This is a genomic window from Micromonospora profundi (assembly GCF_011927785.1).
GTDB lineage: Bacteria > Actinomycetota > Actinomycetes > Mycobacteriales > Micromonosporaceae > Micromonospora > Micromonospora profundi.
On the sequence record NZ_JAATJK010000001.1, the window covers coordinates 806,028 to 821,906 of the forward strand.

At 70.6% G+C, this 15,879-nt stretch carries 13 protein-coding genes; 8 read left to right on the top strand and 5 right to left on the bottom strand.

Annotated features, from left to right (window positions below):
- The first annotated feature begins 32 nt into the window (after window positions 1-32).
- Entirely contained in the window at window positions 33-1,220 is a 1,188-nt protein-coding gene (locus tag F4558_RS03760) for a VOC family protein (RefSeq protein ID WP_167943218.1), read from the top strand.
- Window positions 1,221-1,235: 15 nt separating this feature from the next.
- On the opposite strand, the gene F4558_RS32055 is transcribed toward F4558_RS03760, so the two are convergent.
- Entirely contained in the window at window positions 1,236-2,441 is a 1,206-nt protein-coding gene (locus F4558_RS32055; protein ID WP_053653246.1) for a cytochrome P450, read from the bottom strand.
- A complete protein-coding gene (locus tag F4558_RS03770; RefSeq protein ID WP_157552321.1) occupies window positions 2,438-2,965 on the bottom strand; it encodes a hypothetical protein in 528 nt (175 codons plus the stop codon). The genes F4558_RS32055 and F4558_RS03770 overlap by 4 nt, the downstream gene beginning before the upstream one ends.
- A gap of 210 nt (window positions 2,966-3,175) precedes the next feature.
- Here F4558_RS03770 and F4558_RS03775 point away from each other — a divergent pair, with 210 nt between their 5' ends.
- The 7 genes from F4558_RS03775 to F4558_RS03805 are packed head-to-tail and all read left to right on the top strand — an operon-like array spanning window position 3,176 to window position 11,347.
- Complete coding sequence (locus F4558_RS03775) at window positions 3,176-5,809, top strand: amino acid adenylation domain-containing protein (RefSeq protein ID WP_167943220.1); 2,634 nt, start codon at window positions 3,176-3,178, stop codon at window positions 5,807-5,809.
- Window positions 5,799-6,689 (top strand): chlorinating enzyme, encoded by an 891-nt coding sequence (locus tag F4558_RS03780; protein ID WP_167943224.1) that lies wholly within the window; start codon window positions 5,799-5,801, stop codon window positions 6,687-6,689. Before F4558_RS03775 ends, F4558_RS03780 begins: the two co-directional genes overlap by 11 nt.
- A gap of 42 nt (window positions 6,690-6,731) precedes the next feature.
- The gene (locus F4558_RS03785; protein WP_167943225.1) at window positions 6,732-7,421 is read left to right on the top strand and encodes an iron-containing redox enzyme family protein; all 690 of its coding nucleotides are present in this window, start codon (window positions 6,732-6,734) and stop codon (window positions 7,419-7,421) included.
- A complete protein-coding gene (locus F4558_RS03790) occupies window positions 7,418-8,545 on the top strand; it encodes a fatty acid desaturase (RefSeq protein WP_197281451.1) in 1,128 nt (375 codons plus the stop codon). The genes F4558_RS03785 and F4558_RS03790 overlap by 4 nt, the downstream gene beginning before the upstream one ends.
- The gene (locus F4558_RS03795) at window positions 8,526-9,323 is read left to right on the top strand and encodes a PhzF family protein (RefSeq protein WP_053653251.1); all 798 of its coding nucleotides are present in this window, start codon (window positions 8,526-8,528) and stop codon (window positions 9,321-9,323) included. Before F4558_RS03790 ends, F4558_RS03795 begins: the two co-directional genes overlap by 20 nt.
- Window positions 9,324-9,335: 12 nt before the next feature.
- Window positions 9,336-10,610 carry a cation:proton antiporter domain-containing protein gene (locus tag F4558_RS03800; protein ID WP_053653252.1) on the top strand — a complete coding sequence of 425 codons (1,275 nt, stop codon included), beginning with the start codon at window positions 9,336-9,338 and terminating at the stop codon, window positions 10,608-10,610.
- Window positions 10,607-11,347, top strand: a complete 741-nt coding sequence (locus tag F4558_RS03805) for a thioesterase II family protein (RefSeq protein ID WP_082377306.1) — start codon at window positions 10,607-10,609, stop codon at window positions 11,345-11,347. Before F4558_RS03800 ends, F4558_RS03805 begins: the two co-directional genes overlap by 4 nt.
- Before the next feature lie 19 nt (window positions 11,348-11,366).
- On the opposite strand, the gene F4558_RS03810 is transcribed toward F4558_RS03805, so the two are convergent.
- The 3 genes from F4558_RS03810 to F4558_RS03820 are packed head-to-tail and all read right to left on the bottom strand — an operon-like array spanning window position 11,367 to window position 15,864.
- Window positions 11,367-12,608: a cytochrome P450 gene (locus F4558_RS03810; RefSeq protein WP_053653253.1), complete on the bottom strand. Its 1,242-nt coding sequence runs from the start codon at window positions 12,606-12,608 to the stop codon at window positions 11,367-11,369.
- The gene (locus tag F4558_RS03815) at window positions 12,605-14,500 is read right to left on the bottom strand and encodes a non-ribosomal peptide synthetase (RefSeq protein WP_053653254.1); all 1,896 of its coding nucleotides are present in this window, start codon (window positions 14,498-14,500) and stop codon (window positions 12,605-12,607) included. Before F4558_RS03815 ends, F4558_RS03810 begins: the two co-directional genes overlap by 4 nt.
- A complete protein-coding gene (locus F4558_RS03820; RefSeq protein WP_197281452.1) occupies window positions 14,497-15,864 on the bottom strand; it encodes an MFS transporter in 1,368 nt (455 codons plus the stop codon). Before F4558_RS03820 ends, F4558_RS03815 begins: the two co-directional genes overlap by 4 nt.
- Window positions 15,865-15,879 lie beyond the last annotated feature (15 nt).

Consider the following 15,879-nt stretch of genomic DNA (forward strand, 5'->3'; position numbering starts at 1 on the left):
GGGTCGGCCCGGAAAGCCCTAGAGTGCCGGCTATGACAGGGGCCGGAGCGGACTGGCGGGTGGTCGACGGTGTCACGACGGCATGGTTCGACGCGCCGTCGCTCATCGAGGGGGCCGCGCTGGCCGGGCGCGTCGTGCAGCTGTCGGCGGAGACCCTGGTCGACCTTCGCGCGACGGGTACGCGGGTGCGCCTGGACGCGGACCGCCACGCCGAGGCGGTGTCGGCGGCCGCGCGGGACCTCGGGCTGACCGCGAACCCGGCGGTGTCGCAGCACCTGAGCGTCGTTGTCGAATCCGCGAACCCGTCAGCGGTGCGGCGGTTCTGGCAGCGCGCGTTGGACTACGCGCCCGCCCGCGACGGCGGATTGGCGGATCCGTTGCGGCGCGACCCCGCGATACGGATAGGGCAGTCGTCCGAGCCGCGGCCGTGGCGCAACCGCATCCACCTCGACGTGGCGCGGCCGGCCGCGGCGGTCGAGCGGGCGGGCCTGGGTGAGGCGTCGGGAGCGTTCGAGGCCTGCCACGCCGATCCCGACGGCAACGAGGTCGACCTGCTGCCGGGCGACGCCCTCGGCGACGGGCCCGGCACAGCCGACTGGCAGGAGGTGTTCAGCGCCATGGCGTGCTACCGCGTCACCTCGCCGGCGGGGCAGCGGGACCTGGCCGCCGCAGCGGCCACGCTTGCCGACGACGCGGGCTTCCCGCTGCTGATCGACATGCGCCCCGGACTCGTCATCCTGGACAGCGGCAAGGACCAGTGGGACGACGACGTCCACGGCCTGGAACTCGACTTCACCGATCTCGCCGCACAGCTCCAGGCCGCCGCCCGCGACCTCGGTGCCACAGCGGATCCGGGGCTGCCGCGTTTCGCCCAGGTCTTCCTCGACGCCGCCGACGTCGAAGTGCTGCGCGCGTTCTGGGCCGCCGCGCTCGGATACACCTACGACCGGCGAGCCGACGTCACCGACATCCACGATCCACGGCGGCTGAACCCGGTGCTGGTGTTCCAGGAGCTCGACGCCTCGGAGGTGGAGCGACGCCGGCAACGCAACCGCATCCACGTCGAGCTCGCCGTACCGCCGGATCTCGCGCAGACGCGCCTCGCCGCCACCGTCGCAGCCGGTGGCCGGCTCCTCGACGAGGCGGCGGGCCGGTGGCGGGTCGCCGACCCCGAGGGCAACGAGATGGTGATCGTCAGTGGGTCCGGGGGGCCGACCTGACGGCCTGGCGGGCGCTCAACCGGTACGCCACCGCACGGCGCACGGCATCGACGTGAAGCCGTGCTGGTGCGGTGAGTGGCAGCGCCGGGCCCGGGTCATGTCGACGTCGTACTCCGAGACGAGCGCCCCGATCTCCTCCAGCGCGATCCGCATCTCGAGGCGGGCCAGCCCGGCACCCAGGCAGAAGTGCGGCCCGTTGCCGAAGCTGATCAACCGTCCCGTGTCCCGGTCGAGATCGAAGCGGTCCGGGTCCTCGAACACACGCCGGTCCCGGTTGGCCGAGGCGTGCAGGATCACCATGCGGGCGCCCTCGGGCACCCAGGTGCCATGGATCAGCGTGTCAGTCGTGAGGACGCGGGCGACCATCTGGCTCGCCGAGTCGTAGCGCAGTGTCTCGCCCGCCCAGTCGTCGGCGCGTCCGTTCAGCCCCGCCCGTTGCACGTCACGGTGCAGGTGGCCGTAGTACCAGGCGTTGCCGATCGTCTTGCCCGTGGACTCGTTGCCGCCGACAAGCATGATGAACATGAACCCGACGATCTGCGCGTCGGTGAGCTTCGCGCCGTCGACCTCCGCCTGGGTCAGCCCTGAAGTCAGATCGTCTCCGGGCCGGCGGCGCAGGGTCCGGACGACGTCGAGCAGGTACTCGGCGAGCCGGAGCGCGGCAGCCGTCGAGGTCGCGCTGCGACCGTCCGACAGGTCGTCGCGGTGGTTGAGCTCGTCGGTGTCGGCGCGGACCTGATCCCAGTCCGCGGCGGGAATGCCGAGCAACTCGCACAGCACGTCGTTCGGCAGGGCAGCCGCGTACTCCTCGGCGAAGTCGAACGCCGGCAGGCCGCGCAGCGTCTCCAGTCGCTCCCGGGCCAACTCGCGGATCCTCGGCTCCAGCGCGGCGGCCCGGCGCGGCGCCAACGCGGACGACACGAGACTGCGGTAGCGGCCGTGCTCGGGCGGGTCCATCGCCAGGAAGAAGGCGGTCTTCCTGGCGTCCGGCCCCCACAGGTCGGGCTCCAGGGCGATGCCGTTGCGGCTGGAGTACCGCGTCGGGTCACGCAGTGCCGCGGACACGTCGGCGTAGCGGGACAGCGCCCAGAAGTCGCGCTTCTCGTTGCGGTACAGCGGCGCGTGCTCACGCATCCAGGCGAAGATCGGATACGGGTCCTCCTGCACCGCGTACGAGAAGGGGTCGTACTCCGGATGGCCGTCGTCGCGCGGCGCCGTCACCCTCGCTCCCGGCCCTGGGCGGCCTCCCGCTGGGCCTGGAACGCGTGGCCGGCGAGGGGCGCGTCGGGCTCGTTGCCCGCGCTGGACAGCAGACGCAGGAACGCGCGGGCCCAGCCTTCCGCTGTCGGCGCTCCGGCCGACCGCGGCACGGTCTCGACATACAGGCGGTCGCCGTCCTGCGACACGAGGAAGACGACGTCGACCGGCACCGTCGACGTGCAACGGCCAGGCGACCGCGCGAGCGCGTCGCGGAAGCTCACCGCCGCGTCCGAGAGCCGCGTCGACAGGGGAGTGACGGATTCGAGGGGGCCGCGGATGACCCGGGCGCGGACGGGCGGTCCCGGCAGCGGCATCCGCAGGACCAGCTCGGTCGCGCAGACCGACAGCGGAACAAGGTCGTCCACAGCGGCCGCCTCCGCCAGCCGGCGCAGGGCATGCGTCAGCGCCTGGGGAATAGCCACGGGACCGACGCACTCCGGCGGCGTCGATATCTCGCTGTCCTGGTGCGTCGTCGTGTCGCTCACGAACACTCCTACCGCCGGTCGTCTCGGCCGCCTCAGTTAACGAACCTGCCACCCGGCCCGTCAACCGGCCGCCGTGTCCCCGGTTCGGCGGACAGTTCGCCGTACGGACGTCGCACCCGCGCAAGCCGTCGCCCATTCACGTGACGTCCCGTCGATCCCTGGCGTACCTAGGGTCGAAGTACGAACGCCAGGACTCGGGAGGGTGCCGCAATGAGCGAGGCCGGTACCGTGACGCTTACCGACGCCGGGGCGATCGCACCGTTCGGGTACGAACTCGTGCGCACGTGGGCTCTCACGCACCCCGAGTCGCCGGCGCTTGTCGTCGCCGACAAGTCGAGCGATCCGGTGAGCTACGCCGAGCTGGTCGACCGGGTCGACGGGCTGGCGGCACGTCTGCGTGCCGGCGGCGTCACGTCGGACCAGCCGGTCGCCGTCCTGCTCGACAGGTCCACCGATTCGGTCATCGCCATGCTCGCCGTCATGGCCGCAGGCGGGGCGTACTGCCCGCTCGACGCGACAGCGCCCGCCGCGAGGCTGGCCGCCGTCGTCGGTGCGCTCGGTGCCGGCGTCGCAGTGGCCGAACGCGCCGACGCGCACCGGTTGCCGCCGGGCCTCACGATCGTGCCGCCGTCCGGTCCGGCAGTGGATCCCCTGCCGGCGGTGTCGCCGCACCTCGACGCGCTTGCGTACATCATGCACACGTCCGGGTCGACCGGCCGGCCCAAGGGCGTCGCCATGACCCACGGCGGGCTGGCCCGGCTGCTCCGGTGGCAGGTCGGCGACGGCCGGCCGGGCCTGCGCACGCTGCAGTTCACCGCCACCTCCTTCGACGTGACGCTCCAGGAGGTGCTCTCGACGCTCGCGACCGGCGGGTGCCTCGTGGTCGCCTCCGAGGAGACCCGCCGCGACCCGGCCGCGCTGCTCGACGCGATAGTCGAGCACCGGATCCAGCGGCTGTTCCTGCCGTACGTGGCCCTGCAGTTGATGGCCGTCACGGCCCAGCGCCGCCAGGTGGTGCCGGACTCGCTGGAGCACGTCGTGACCGCCGGTGAACGCCTCATCATCACCCCGGCCATCCGCGCGCTGTTCGCGGCGATCCCGCAGTGCCGGCTCGACAACCACTACGGGCCGACCGAAGCGCACCTGGTGACCAGCCTGACCCTGCCGGCCGACGCCGCCGCGTGGCCGGTCGTGCCGTCCATCGGCGCCGCCGTGGACGAGGTCGTCTGCCGGGTCCTCGACGAGAAGCTCGCGGACGTCGCCGACGGGGACATCGGCGAGCTGTACGTCGGCGGCAGCGGCCTCGCCAGGGGATACCACGGCGATTCGGCGCTGACCGCGGAACGGTTCGTGGCGGACCCGTTCGCGCTCGCACCGGGCAGCCGCCTCTACCGCACCGGCGACCTGGTGCGGGCGCGCGCCGACGGCGATTTCGACTTCGTCGGCCGGACGGACACCCAGCTCAAGGTGCGCGGGTTCCGGGTGGAACCGGCCGAGGTGGAGAACGCGCTGCTGAGCCACCCCCGCGTCGATGCCGCGGCGGTCGGCCTGCGCGAGGTCGCGGACGGCGTCCCGGTCCTGGTCGCCTACCTGCAGACCGACGGCGAGGTCACGCAGCGGGAGATCACCGACCACGTGCGTGGCCAACTGCCGCCCTACATGGTCCCGACCCGTTGTGTCCCTGTCGAGCGGCTGCCCCGCACCGCGAGCGGGAAGGTCGACACGCTGGCGCTGGCCGCGCTCGACCTGCCGGACCCGACCGGACCACGCCCGGCGGAGGCGCCGTCGCTCACCGAGCTCATCACGTCGATCTGGGCGCGGGTGCTCGGGCACGACGAGTTCGACGCCGACGACGACTTCTTCGATGTCGGCGGCGACTCGCTGCTCGCGACGTGGGTCGTGACCGAGCTCGAACAGGAGCTGGGCCGGACCGTCGAGCTGTCGGTGTTCCTGGACTACAGCACCGTCGAGGATCTCGCCGGCGCGCTGGGGTCCGAGGCGACGGTGCCGGAGCAGCGCCCCCGCTCGTCGCAGATCGTCACGCTGCGGGCCGGCCCTTCCGGGCGCAGCCTGTACCTGGTCCACCCGCTCGGTGGCGAGCTGCTCGGCTACCGCGAGCTGGCACGCGCCTCGCGGGCGCCGCTGCGCCTGCTCGGCATCGGCTGGCAGGGCGAACCGCCGGCGTTCGGCAGCTCGCTCGCCGATATCGCCCGGGTGCACGTGGAGCAGCTGCGCACCATCGAGCGGGACGGGCCGTACCGGCTCGCGGGCTGGTCGTTCGGCGGCGTGCTGGCGTACGAGATGGCCCAGCAGTTGACCGCCGCCGGCGGCGATGTCGAGTTCCTTGCCCTGCTGGACGCCAACCCCCTCATCGATCCGATCACCGGCCTGCCGATGGACCGCACGCCGTTCCTCGACATGCTGGACTCCGTCCTCGCCCGGCTGGACGACCCGGCCTCGACCGAGGCCGACATAGAGGAGCTGACCAGCGGGCAGACCTGGACCCAGCTGATGGGCGCGCCGGTCCGCGGTGCCTCGTCCGGCGGGTACCTGCGGACCGCGCTGCAGACAGCCCGTTCGTGCATGAACGCGGCGATGCGCTACGAGCCCGCCCCGTACGCCGGACCGGTCCACCTGTTCCAGGCGACCGGATCCGATGACGAACGTCAGGCGCGACTGGCCGAGGCCATGCGCGGGCTGTGTCCCGGATCGCTGACGGTCATCCCGATCTCGGGTGACCACTGGGGCTTCATAAGGGGAGAGCACGTCGCCGAGGCGGCGCGCGAACTGGATTCGGCGCTGCAACGCGTGGGGCGGGTAGGGAGCATGACAAATGGATCTTGAAAACGACCGGAAGACCTTCGCCGAGCGGGGCTACATGGGCCCGTTCACCCTCTGGGAGCCGGAGGAGATGAACCGCTGGTGGAAGACGCAGCGCAGGGAGCTGCTCGACCCCGCCAACAACGCGCGCAAGGTCTTCGACAACCCCGTCAACTACGACCGTCACCTCGACATCCCCGGCCTCAGCAAGCTCATCACCGAGCCGGAGATCGTACGACGGATGCAGGCGATCATCGGTTCGGACATCTTCTGCTGGCGTACCGAGTTCTTCCCGAAGAACCCCGGTGACACCGGCACCGGGTGGCACCAGGTCGAGACGTACGCCATCGGTGAGGCGACGACCGGAATGCTCGATGCGACCGACAGGTCGCCGGAGGCTCCGATGGAGCTCACCTGCTGGGTCGCCTTCACCGACGCGACCCGGGAGAACGGCTGCATGAAGGTCATCCCGGGCAGCCACCGGGAGTGGAAGTACGACGAGCGTGCCCCGATGGAGTGGAACGGCTCTGCCCGGGACAACTCGTTCTTCGGCTACAACTACGACGACATCAAGCTCGACAAGCAGTGGGACCCGGACCAGGAGAACGTGGAACACCTGGAGATGCGGGCCGGCGAGTTCTTCATCTTCACCGCCCGGTGCATCCACGGTTCGAACCCCAACGTCAGCAACCGTCAGCGGATGGGGTTCGCGATCCGGGTCGTGCCCACCCATGTGCGGGTCTACGGCGGGATGACCGAGTTCGACGAGTTCGGTCACCACTTCGACCTGTCCCGGCACGGCTGCGTGGTGGTGGCCGGCGAGGACGAGTACGGACACAACCGGGTGCGGTCCGAGAACGCGTGGGGGGAGCCGTTTACCCCGATCGACCGGTTGGCGATGTGACCGCCCACCGGTCAGACCCGAACGACCTGTGAAGGAGTAGAAGTGACCGCGACGTTCACGTTCGGCGACCGGTTGGCCGCCAGCCCCGTCTACCAGAAGTTCCGTGACCACCCGTTCTTCGCGGCGGTCGACACCGCCGAGCTGACCAAGGAGCAGGCCGCCCTGCTCATCGAGCAGTGGTGGTACCCGCTGCACTACTTCCCGACGTTCCTCGCCCGCTGCGTTGCCGTGCTGCCCGACATCGCGGCCAAGTCCGCCATCACGCGGATCCTCAACCAGGAGGCCGGCGGCGGCCGGGTCGACCTGGCGCACGAGGTCATCTACGTCGAATCGATGGTGAAGTGCGGCTTCGACCGCGACCGGGTCACCGGGACGACTCCGTACCCGGAGACGGCGGCGCTCGTGGAGGGCTACCGGCAGGCCTCGGAGAAGCACGAGGACGCGCTCGGCTTCATCTTCGCCACCGAGACCACGGACCTGCTCATGGTCTCCAGCATCGGTAAGGCGATCGAGCGGACGACGGGCGTCTCGGACAACGATTGGGTCGCCATCCACGTCGAGCAGGAGCCGGACCACGTGGAAGAGGCCAACCACGCCCTGATGGCGGACTTCAGCGCCGAGCAGGAGGACGCGGTCATCGCGGCGGCCGACGAGATGTGGCGGCTGTGGATCGCGTTCTTCGACCGTCTCGCCCTGGAGTCCGGCGTCGGGGCGACCACCCAGGCCCCGTGAGTTCCGTGGACGTCCGGGCGACCTACACGCGCTTCCCGGCGTGGACGCAACACTTCTGGACCTGGCAGACCGGTAAGGCTCTGCCAGGCCAGGAGCCGTTGATCCGGCACACGTGGGCCTCGTACCTGACGGTGACGCTGACGTTGTTCCTCTCCGGGCTCGCGGTCTCCACGGTCGCAGTGGCAGTGATGTTCCCACTGTGGTACGTCGTGTTGCTGCTCGGCTGGGTGCTGACGGTCACCGGCGAACGGATGATGGTCCTCGTCATCGCCCACCAGGCCCTGCACCGGAAGTTCTCCGGCAACGCGGCGACCGACCGGTTCTGGGGCGAGGCGGTGACGGTCCTGTCCGTCTTCCACACCTTCCGGGACTTCAAAGAGGAACACTTCGACAACCACCACCGGCGCGAGATCTTCGCGACGGAGGTCGACCCGCCCGTGCAGTTCCTGCTCGATCTCGGGTTCCGTCCGGGCCTCACGCGCGCCGAGCAGTGGCGGCGCGCGTGGAAGGTCTTCCTGTCCCCGGTCTTCTACGCGCGCGGCTTCCTCGGCCGGGTCACCAGCAACCTGCGGGCCGGCACCTGGCGGCGGGTCGGGTTCGCCGCCTGGGTCGGCTGGTGGCTCTCGATGCCGTTCTGGATGCCGAACGGCCTGCTCGTGCTTGTGCTCGCGTTCGTGCTGCCGGTCATCCTGTTCGCGCAGCTGAGCGCGTTGCTGGACCGGTTGGGCGAGCACGAGTGGCTCGCGCCGCGCAACCCGGAGTTCGGGCACCGCTTCTACACGGCGGCGAACACCAACGCCCGCTACTGCGGCGCGCCGGTCCCGGCGCGCTCGCTGCCGGCGGGCGCCAAGGCCGTCGCGTGGGCGCGCTGGATCGCGGCCACGCTGTGCTACCACATCCCGTCCCGGCTGCTCGTCGTGGTCGGTGATCTGCCCAACCACGACTACCACCACCGCTATCCCTCGACGGCGGAGTGGACGACCGCCGCGTACGCGCGGCAACGCGACATCGACACCGGGCCGGAGGGCCCGCCGTATCGGGAGGTCTGGGGGATGGGCGCGGCGATCGACCAGGTCTTCCGGGCCTGGGAAGGAACCGGCACCGGTGCGCTATCACATCGTTGACACGTTCGCCGACGGGCGGTACGCGGGTAACCCGGCGGCCGTGGTGGCAGTGGACTCGTTCCCGGACGAGGCCAGCATGCAGGAGGCCGCCCACCGGATCGGCCTGCCCACCACCGCGTACGTGGTGCCGGCCGGGCCGGGGGAGTACGGGGTGCGCTGGTTCACCCCGTACAAGGAGATCAACCTGTGCGGGCACGCCACTATCGCGAGCGCACGGCACCTCTTCGAGGCTGCTGGCGACCTCGGGTCCGACACGCTGCGCTTCGTGTCGGACAACGGCGTCCTGTACGCCGAGCGGGTCGGTGACCTGATCGCCATCGATCTGCCGGCAGCCACGCTGATGCCCGCTCCGCCGCCGCAAGGGCTCCTCGAGGCCCTGGGCGTCGACGCCGTGGGGTGCGCGGTCTCCAGCGACGACGTCCTCGTCGAGGTCGCCTCCGCCGAGGCCGTGGCCCAGGTCCGTCCGGACTTCGCGGCGCTTGCCCGGTTGCCCTTCCGCGGGCACATCGTGACAGCGCCGGGACCCTCCGGCGTGGACTTCGTATCCCGGACGTTCTTCCCGTCGCTGGGGGTCGACGAGGACCAGGTGTGTGTCACCGCGCACTGCAAGTTGACCCCGTTCTGGGCGCGGCGGCTGAACCGCCAGGCGCTCGTCGCCCTCCAGTTGTCGCAGCGTGGCGGGCGGCTCGAGGTGGAACACCGCGGCGACCGGGTTCGGGTGCTCGGCGCCGCGGTCCGCCGCGGCGGCGCCCGGGACCTCGCCCTGGCCCTCAGGTAGAGGAGACGACAGGTGTTGACACTTCTGCTAGCCCTCCTGGTGATCTTCGTTGCGGCGCGGATCGGTGGGGCGCTGGCCCGTCGACTCGGCCAGCCGGCGGTGATCGGCGAGATTCTCGCCGGCATCCTGCTCGGGCCCACGCTCTTCAACGGCGCGGTCACGTCGGCCGTCTTCCCGACCGATGTGCGACCGACCCTGGCCACCATCGCCAGCGTCGGTGTCTGCGTGTTCATGTTCCTCGTCGGCCTGCACCTGGACCACCGTCTGCTGCGCGGCCAGAGCCGCATCGCGACAACCGTGTCGCTGAGCGCCATCGCGCTGCCGTTCGGCCTGGGGGCGCTGCTGGCCCTCTATCTCCTGGGCAACCACCCGGCGGAGAACCGTCTCGCGTTCGTGCTCTTCCTGGCCACCGCGATGTCGATCACCGCGTTCCCGGTGCTTGCCCGGATCCTGGCCGACCGGGGCCTCATCGACACGCCGATCGGTGGTCTCGCGCTGGCCTGCGCGGCAGTGGACGACGTCCTCGCCTGGTCGCTGCTCGCCGTTGTCGCTGCGCTCGCCGACGCCGGCGGTGACCCGTGGCGCGTCCTGCTGGTGATCCCGTTCGCCGCCGTGATGCTCAAGGTCGTGCGGCCCGCGCTCGCCCGGCTGGCCCGGCGCTACCCGGACGGTGGCCTTCTCAGCGGGACCGCGGTGCTTGTCGCTGTCGCCGCAGGCCTCGCGGCGTCGGCGGCGGCGACCGAGTGGATGGGCCTGCACGCCATCTTCGGCGCGTTCCTCTTCGGCGTGGTGATGCCGCGCGAGGGCGCGGTCGCGGTCCGCGAGCGGGTGCTGCCGCTGATCGAGAAGATCAGCACGTGGGTCCTGCTCCCGGTCTTCTTCATCGTCGCCGGCATCAAGGTGAACCTGTCCGGGCTGGGCGGCACCGCCGTCGGCGAGCTCGCCCTCATCCTGCTGGTGGCGATCGGTGGCAAGTGCGCCGGCGCGTTCTTCGGCGCCCGGATCAGCGGTGTGCGCCCGCGCCACTCGCTCGTTCTCGCGCTGCTCATCAACACCCGCGGCCTGACCGAACTGATCGTGCTGACCGTCGGCCTGCAGATCGGGGTGCTCGACCAGGATCTCTACTCGCTGATGGTGGTGATGGCCCTCGTCACCACCGCGATGGCCGGCGTGTTCCTGCGGTTCGTGTACCCGCCGGAGCGCGTGCGGGAGGACATCGCCGCACGCGACGCCGACGCCGACCCGCTCGGGCGGCGCGACCCCGAACGAAAGGAGCCGGCGTCGTGAATCCGGTGGCCCGCAAGTCCGTCTGGCTTCAGCGTGCGCCCTCGCCGACCGTCGAAGGCCGGGTGTTCTGCATCCCGCACGCCGGCTGCGGCACCAGCGTCTTTCGCAACTGGCCGCAGGAGCGGGCCGGCGTCGAGTTCCTCGCCGTGGAGCTGCCGGGCCGGCTCACCCGCTTCAGCGACCAGATGCCGAAGACCTTCCAGGACCTTGCCGCGGAGATGATCGAGGGTCTCGCGCCGTACCTGGACGTTCCCTTCGCCTTCTTCGGCCACTGCTGGTCGGCACTGATCGCCTACGAGGCCACTGTCGCGCTGGAGCGTTCAGGCGGGCCCCGGCCGGCGGGGCTGTACGTCTCGTCGCTCATGGCACCTCAGGACGAGGTCATCGGGCGCCTGATGACCATGAACGAGGCGCAGTTGGCGGAAGAACTGGGTAAGACGGTCCGCGACATGGGAAGCAGCCCTCATCCGGAGTTGGTCGCCATCTACGCCGACATCCTGAGGTCGGATCTCGACATGAGCCGGCACTACATCGCCTCCGACCCGGGCCCGCTGTCCTGCCCGATCTCCGCGTTCGGCTGGAGCGACGACTCGGAGGTCACGCCCGACCAGATGACCGGGTGGGCCGAATGCGGCGAGACCACCCTGCGGGTCCTCCCGGGGGAGCACAACCGCATCGTCGACGCGCCGCCGGAACTCCTCGACCATCTGTGCTCGGGCCTGCGCGCCGGGCGGTGACGACGGCCCGGCGCGGCGATCATCCTTTACCGTGCAGGGTCAGCGGCACCGAGCGGTAGCCCCGCAGGAAGCTCGACTCCATGCGCCGGGGTTCGCCGGCGAGTTCGGCGTCGTCGACGAGGTCGGCCAGGGCCCGCAACAGTGACGCGATCTCCAACCGGCCGAGGTAGGCCGCGATGCAGTAGTGCGGTCCGTGGCCGAAGCTGAGGTGCGGGCGGCTCCGCGGGCTCAGGCTCATGTGCTCGGGGTCGTCGAAGACGTCCGCGTCCCGGTTGGCCGAGCGCAACCACAGCGTGACCAGTTCGCCCCGGCGCATTGTCACGCCGCCGATCTCCAGGTCATCCAGGAGAGACCGCATCACGTGGTTGACCGGTGCCTCGTACCGCAGCAGTTCCTCGGCGGCGACGCCGAAGTCGGCGTCGCCGGCGCGCAGCGACGCCCAGAACTGACGATGCCTGACCATCGTCAGGGGGATCGCCGTCAGCACGTAGCGGGCCGAGGCGTTGCCACCCAGGATGAAGTCGTGGCAGTTCATGATCGCGGCCGAGCGGCTCATGGCATCGCCGTCGCGCTGGGCCTGGGCCAGCGTCGTCGCCAGGTCGTCTCCCGGACTCCGGTACTTGCTTGTCAACAGCTCATCGCAGTACGCCAGCAGTTCGACGTGGGCTGTCATCTGCGCGGTCGCCGTGACGTGACCGGCCCCGCTGAACGCCATCTGGCTGAGTTCCGCGAGCCGTGGGCGGTCGCTCTGCGGGATCCCCAGCAGGTCACAGGCGACGGTGGTCAGCAGAGGCGTCACGATCGAGTCCACGAAGTCGACCGACGGCTGCGCGGCGGCGTCGGAGACCAGCCGTCGGGCCAGTGCGTGGGTGCTGTCGGTCAGCCGCCCCAGGGCCCTCGGTGAGAAGGCGGACTCCAGCGCGCGGCGCATCCGCGCGTGCGCGGGATCGTCGGCAACGAGCATAGACAGCCCGCCGGCGGCCTCGCCGGCCGCGATGTCCGACGGCTTCTCGCCGAGCCGGTTGCCCTTCTGCGACGAGAGCAGGTGGCTGGCCCGGAAGACCTCGCGGACCTGCTCGTACCTGGTGACGGCCCAGTGCTCGCGCAGGCCGGTCATCAACAGCGGCGTGCCGGCGCGGCGCATCGTCGCCCAGAGCCGCTCCGGTCGCTCGCCGGCGTACAGCCTGGGATCCGCCAGGTCGACGGTGACGACCTGGTCCAGGATGTCGTCCGACTCGCCCGTCTCGACGTCCGTGGTCATGGTGTCGCCTCCGATGGGCTCAGACGTGCGATGGTGCCGGCCAGGTCGCGGACCGTCAGGTTCGCGAGCACGTCCCTCACCGACAGGTCGACCTGGAACTGTGTGGTGCACAGCTCGATGAGCTTGAAGACCAGCAGAGAGTGTCCACCGAGGGCGAAGAAGCTCTCCGTGACGCTCACCGCGTCCCGACCCAGGATCTCGCAGAAGATCCCGGCGACCTGCTCCTCGATCGCGTTCGCCGGCGGCACCAGCGGCAGGGTGTCCGCGCCGCCGGTGCGGTCGATCTGACTCAGCAGCGCTGAGATGTCGACCTTGCCGTGGACGAAGGTCGGGATCTGGCTCACCACTGTCACGGTGCTCGGGTGCATGGCGGTGGGCAGCAGCGTGGCGGCGTGCGAGAGCAGGGCCGCCGCCGAGACGGACCGCCCCGGCGCCGCCGTGACGAAGGCGGCGATCTCGGCGTCCCGGTCGGGCACGACAGTGACCACGCACTGGCTGACGTCGTCGTGCTCGGCCAGGACCGCCTCGATCTCGGCCAGCTCGATGCGTACGCCACGGACCTTCACCTGCCGGCCGATCCGGCCGAGGTGCTCGAGCACCCCGTCCTCCCGGTAGCGGCAGAGGTCGCCGGTGCGGTACATGCGCGCGCCGGGCTGGTCAGTGAACGGGTCAGCCAGGAATCGCTCCGCGCTCAGCGCCGGCCGGCGGTGGTAGCCCTGCGCGATCCCGACCTCGCCGCCGACGAAAAGCTCACCGGCCACCCCGATCGGGGTCGGTTCGAGGTTGTCGTCGAGGATGTAGACCCGCCGGTGCTCCGGCGGCGACCCGATCATGACCGGCGCGTTCGGCTCGACCGCCAGTACGGTCTCGGCCACGCAGCCCAACTCGGTGGGCCCGCAGCAGTTGACGAGCTCGGCGTCGAAGCGTTCGTGGAAGCCGTCGCGCACCCGCGGGGTGACCGGCTCGCCGCCGCAGAACACCCGGCGCAGCGAGGGGCAACTGCCGCGCGACGTGTGGTCGTAGAACGGCTGCATCATCGTCGGGACCATGAACATGCCGGTCACCTGGTGCTGGTCGATGAAGTCGCGCAACCGTACGGGATCCCGGTGCGCCCCGGGCGGGCAGATGGCGACCCGCGCACCGCAGTAGAGCGGCCAGAAGATCTCCCAGATCGACACGTCGAAGCCGTACGACGTCTTGAGCAGGACGGTGTCTCCCGGCCCGTACGGGTACCGGCTGTGCAGCCAGTAGGTGTCGGCAAGGGCGCCGTCGACCGGGTACGCCACGGCCTTGGGACGGCCCGTCGTACCCGATGTGTAGAGCATGTGGATCAGGTGGTTGCCGGGCTCGGGCGGAAGGTCGTGGGTCGGTTCGGTGGCCCAGCGCTCGCCGTCCTGGTCGACAGCCAGCACCAGCCCGGAGCCCTCGGGCACGCGCGGCCGGGTCGTACGGTCCACGAGGACGGCCACCGGGGCCGAGTCCTCAAGCATGAAGGCCATCCGGGCATCGGGCAGCTCGGGGTCGATCGGTACGTACGCGGCCCCGCTCTTCGCCACCGCGTACAGCGCCACCATGAGGTCCACGCTGCGTTCCATGCTCACGGCCACGAACGTGCCCGGACGGGCCCCGGCCGAGCGCAGCAGCCAGGCGAGCTGGTTCGCCCGGGTGTTGAGCGCGGCGTACGTCAGGCTCGCGTCCTCGCTGACCACCGCCTCGGCGTCGGGCGTGCGCCGGACCTGCTCCTCGAACGGCTGGGCCATTGTCGTGGAGCCGATGTCCGGCCGGCGGTAGGGGTTGAGGTGGTGAAGGATGCGTTCGCGTTCGGCCGGCGGTAGCGGCGAGCGCGCGAAGACGGGCTCGTCCGGCGCGTCGGTGGTCGCCACGGTGGTCACGGCGTCACCTCGGCGACGGCAGCAGACGCCGGTACGGGCTCGACGGGCATAGGTGACTCCTTTGTGCTTACGTCCGGAAGTTCGTCATCGAGGTGGCGCAGGCGGGGGTAGGCGAAGCCTGCGATCGCGCAGCCGACGGTGAGCACGCCCATCAGCATGAGCAGCAGTGCGATCCCGCGCCCCGGGCCGTCGCCGACCACTGCCGCGACGAACGGCGAGCGCACGTCCTCCGGACCGACCAGGGGCTGGAAGACGTGGTCGACGGCGGGCCCGGCCACGAGGTAGGCGATGAGCTGAGGGGTGTTGGCGACCATGCCGAGCAGGGCCATCGTCCGGCCGAGCAGATGGGGCTCCACCTTGGTCTGCCAGATGGCCTGGTTGCTGCCCATGACAATGGCCAGGCTGCCGAGGAAGAGGACGGCACCGATGGTGATCAGCGGGACATTCGGCCGCAGTGCCCCGATGACAGTGGCCACGCCGAGGACGAGCGTGAAGCCGAGGATGCCGTGGATGCGGCGGCGCGGCCCGCCCCAGATGCTCATGGCCACGCTCGCGGCGATCATGCCCAGGCCGCCGATGGACATGACGGTGCCGAGGACGTTGGGCTCGGCGAACGCGAGAACCAGCGGAATGATCAGTACGTCGACGAAGCCTGCGCAGAAATTCAGCGCGCCGAGGAAGACCATCAGGGCCACCAGGCCGTGGCGGGCAGCGACCCAGCGCCACGCCTCGGCGAACTCACGCAGCAACGACATCGGGTGGGCGGGCGTCGTCGCGGCACCGGCCGGCCGCGGAATGCGGACGAGGGCCAGGGTGATCAGGGCGAGAGTGAAGGAGACGCAGTCGAGCAGGATGATGCCGGAGATGTCGATGGCGAGCAGGAGGTAACCGCCACCGATGGGCGCCAGCACCTGAGTCGTCGCCAGGGCCACCATGCGCAACCCGTTCGCCCGGCCGATGTGCCGACTCGGTACCAGCAGGGGCACCGCAGCCTCGAACGAGGGCGTTTGCAGCGCCCCGATCACCGACAGGCAGGCGACGATCGGGTAGATGTGCCAGATGGCGAACCGATCGGTGGCGAGCAGCGCGGCCAGGGTCAACATGACCACGGCGGAGGCGATGTTGCTCACGACCAGGGCACGCCGTGGTCCCCACCGGTCGACGAGCGAACCCGTGAACGGTGAGGCCAGGATCTGCGGGAGATAGGCAAGCGCGTAGATGACGCCGAGCGTCGTGACCGACCCGCTGAGCAGGTAGGCGTAGACGCCGAGGGCGAAGCCGGACAGGCTCGACCCGGCCAGCGAGACGAACTGTCCGCACCAGAGAACCATGTAGGTGCGTAGGCCGGTGGTAGGTGCCGCCATCTGTCCTCTTCGGGT

Bases quoted from the DNA above. Each gene is read 5' to 3' on its own strand.
- F4558_RS03820 (WP_197281452.1), bottom strand. From the start codon at position 15,864: ATGGCGGCACCTACCACCGGCCTACGCACCTACATGGTTCTCTGGTGC.
- F4558_RS03810 (WP_053653253.1), bottom strand. From the start codon at position 12,608: ATGACCACGGACGTCGAGACGGGCGAGTCGGACGACATCCTGGACCAG.
- F4558_RS03780 (WP_167943224.1), top strand. From the start codon at position 5,799: ATGGATCTTGAAAACGACCGGAAGACCTTCGCCGAGCGGGGCTACATG.
- F4558_RS03760 (WP_167943218.1), top strand. From the start codon at position 33: ATGACAGGGGCCGGAGCGGACTGGCGGGTGGTCGACGGTGTCACGACG.
- F4558_RS03775 (WP_167943220.1), top strand. From the start codon at position 3,176: ATGAGCGAGGCCGGTACCGTGACGCTTACCGACGCCGGGGCGATCGCA.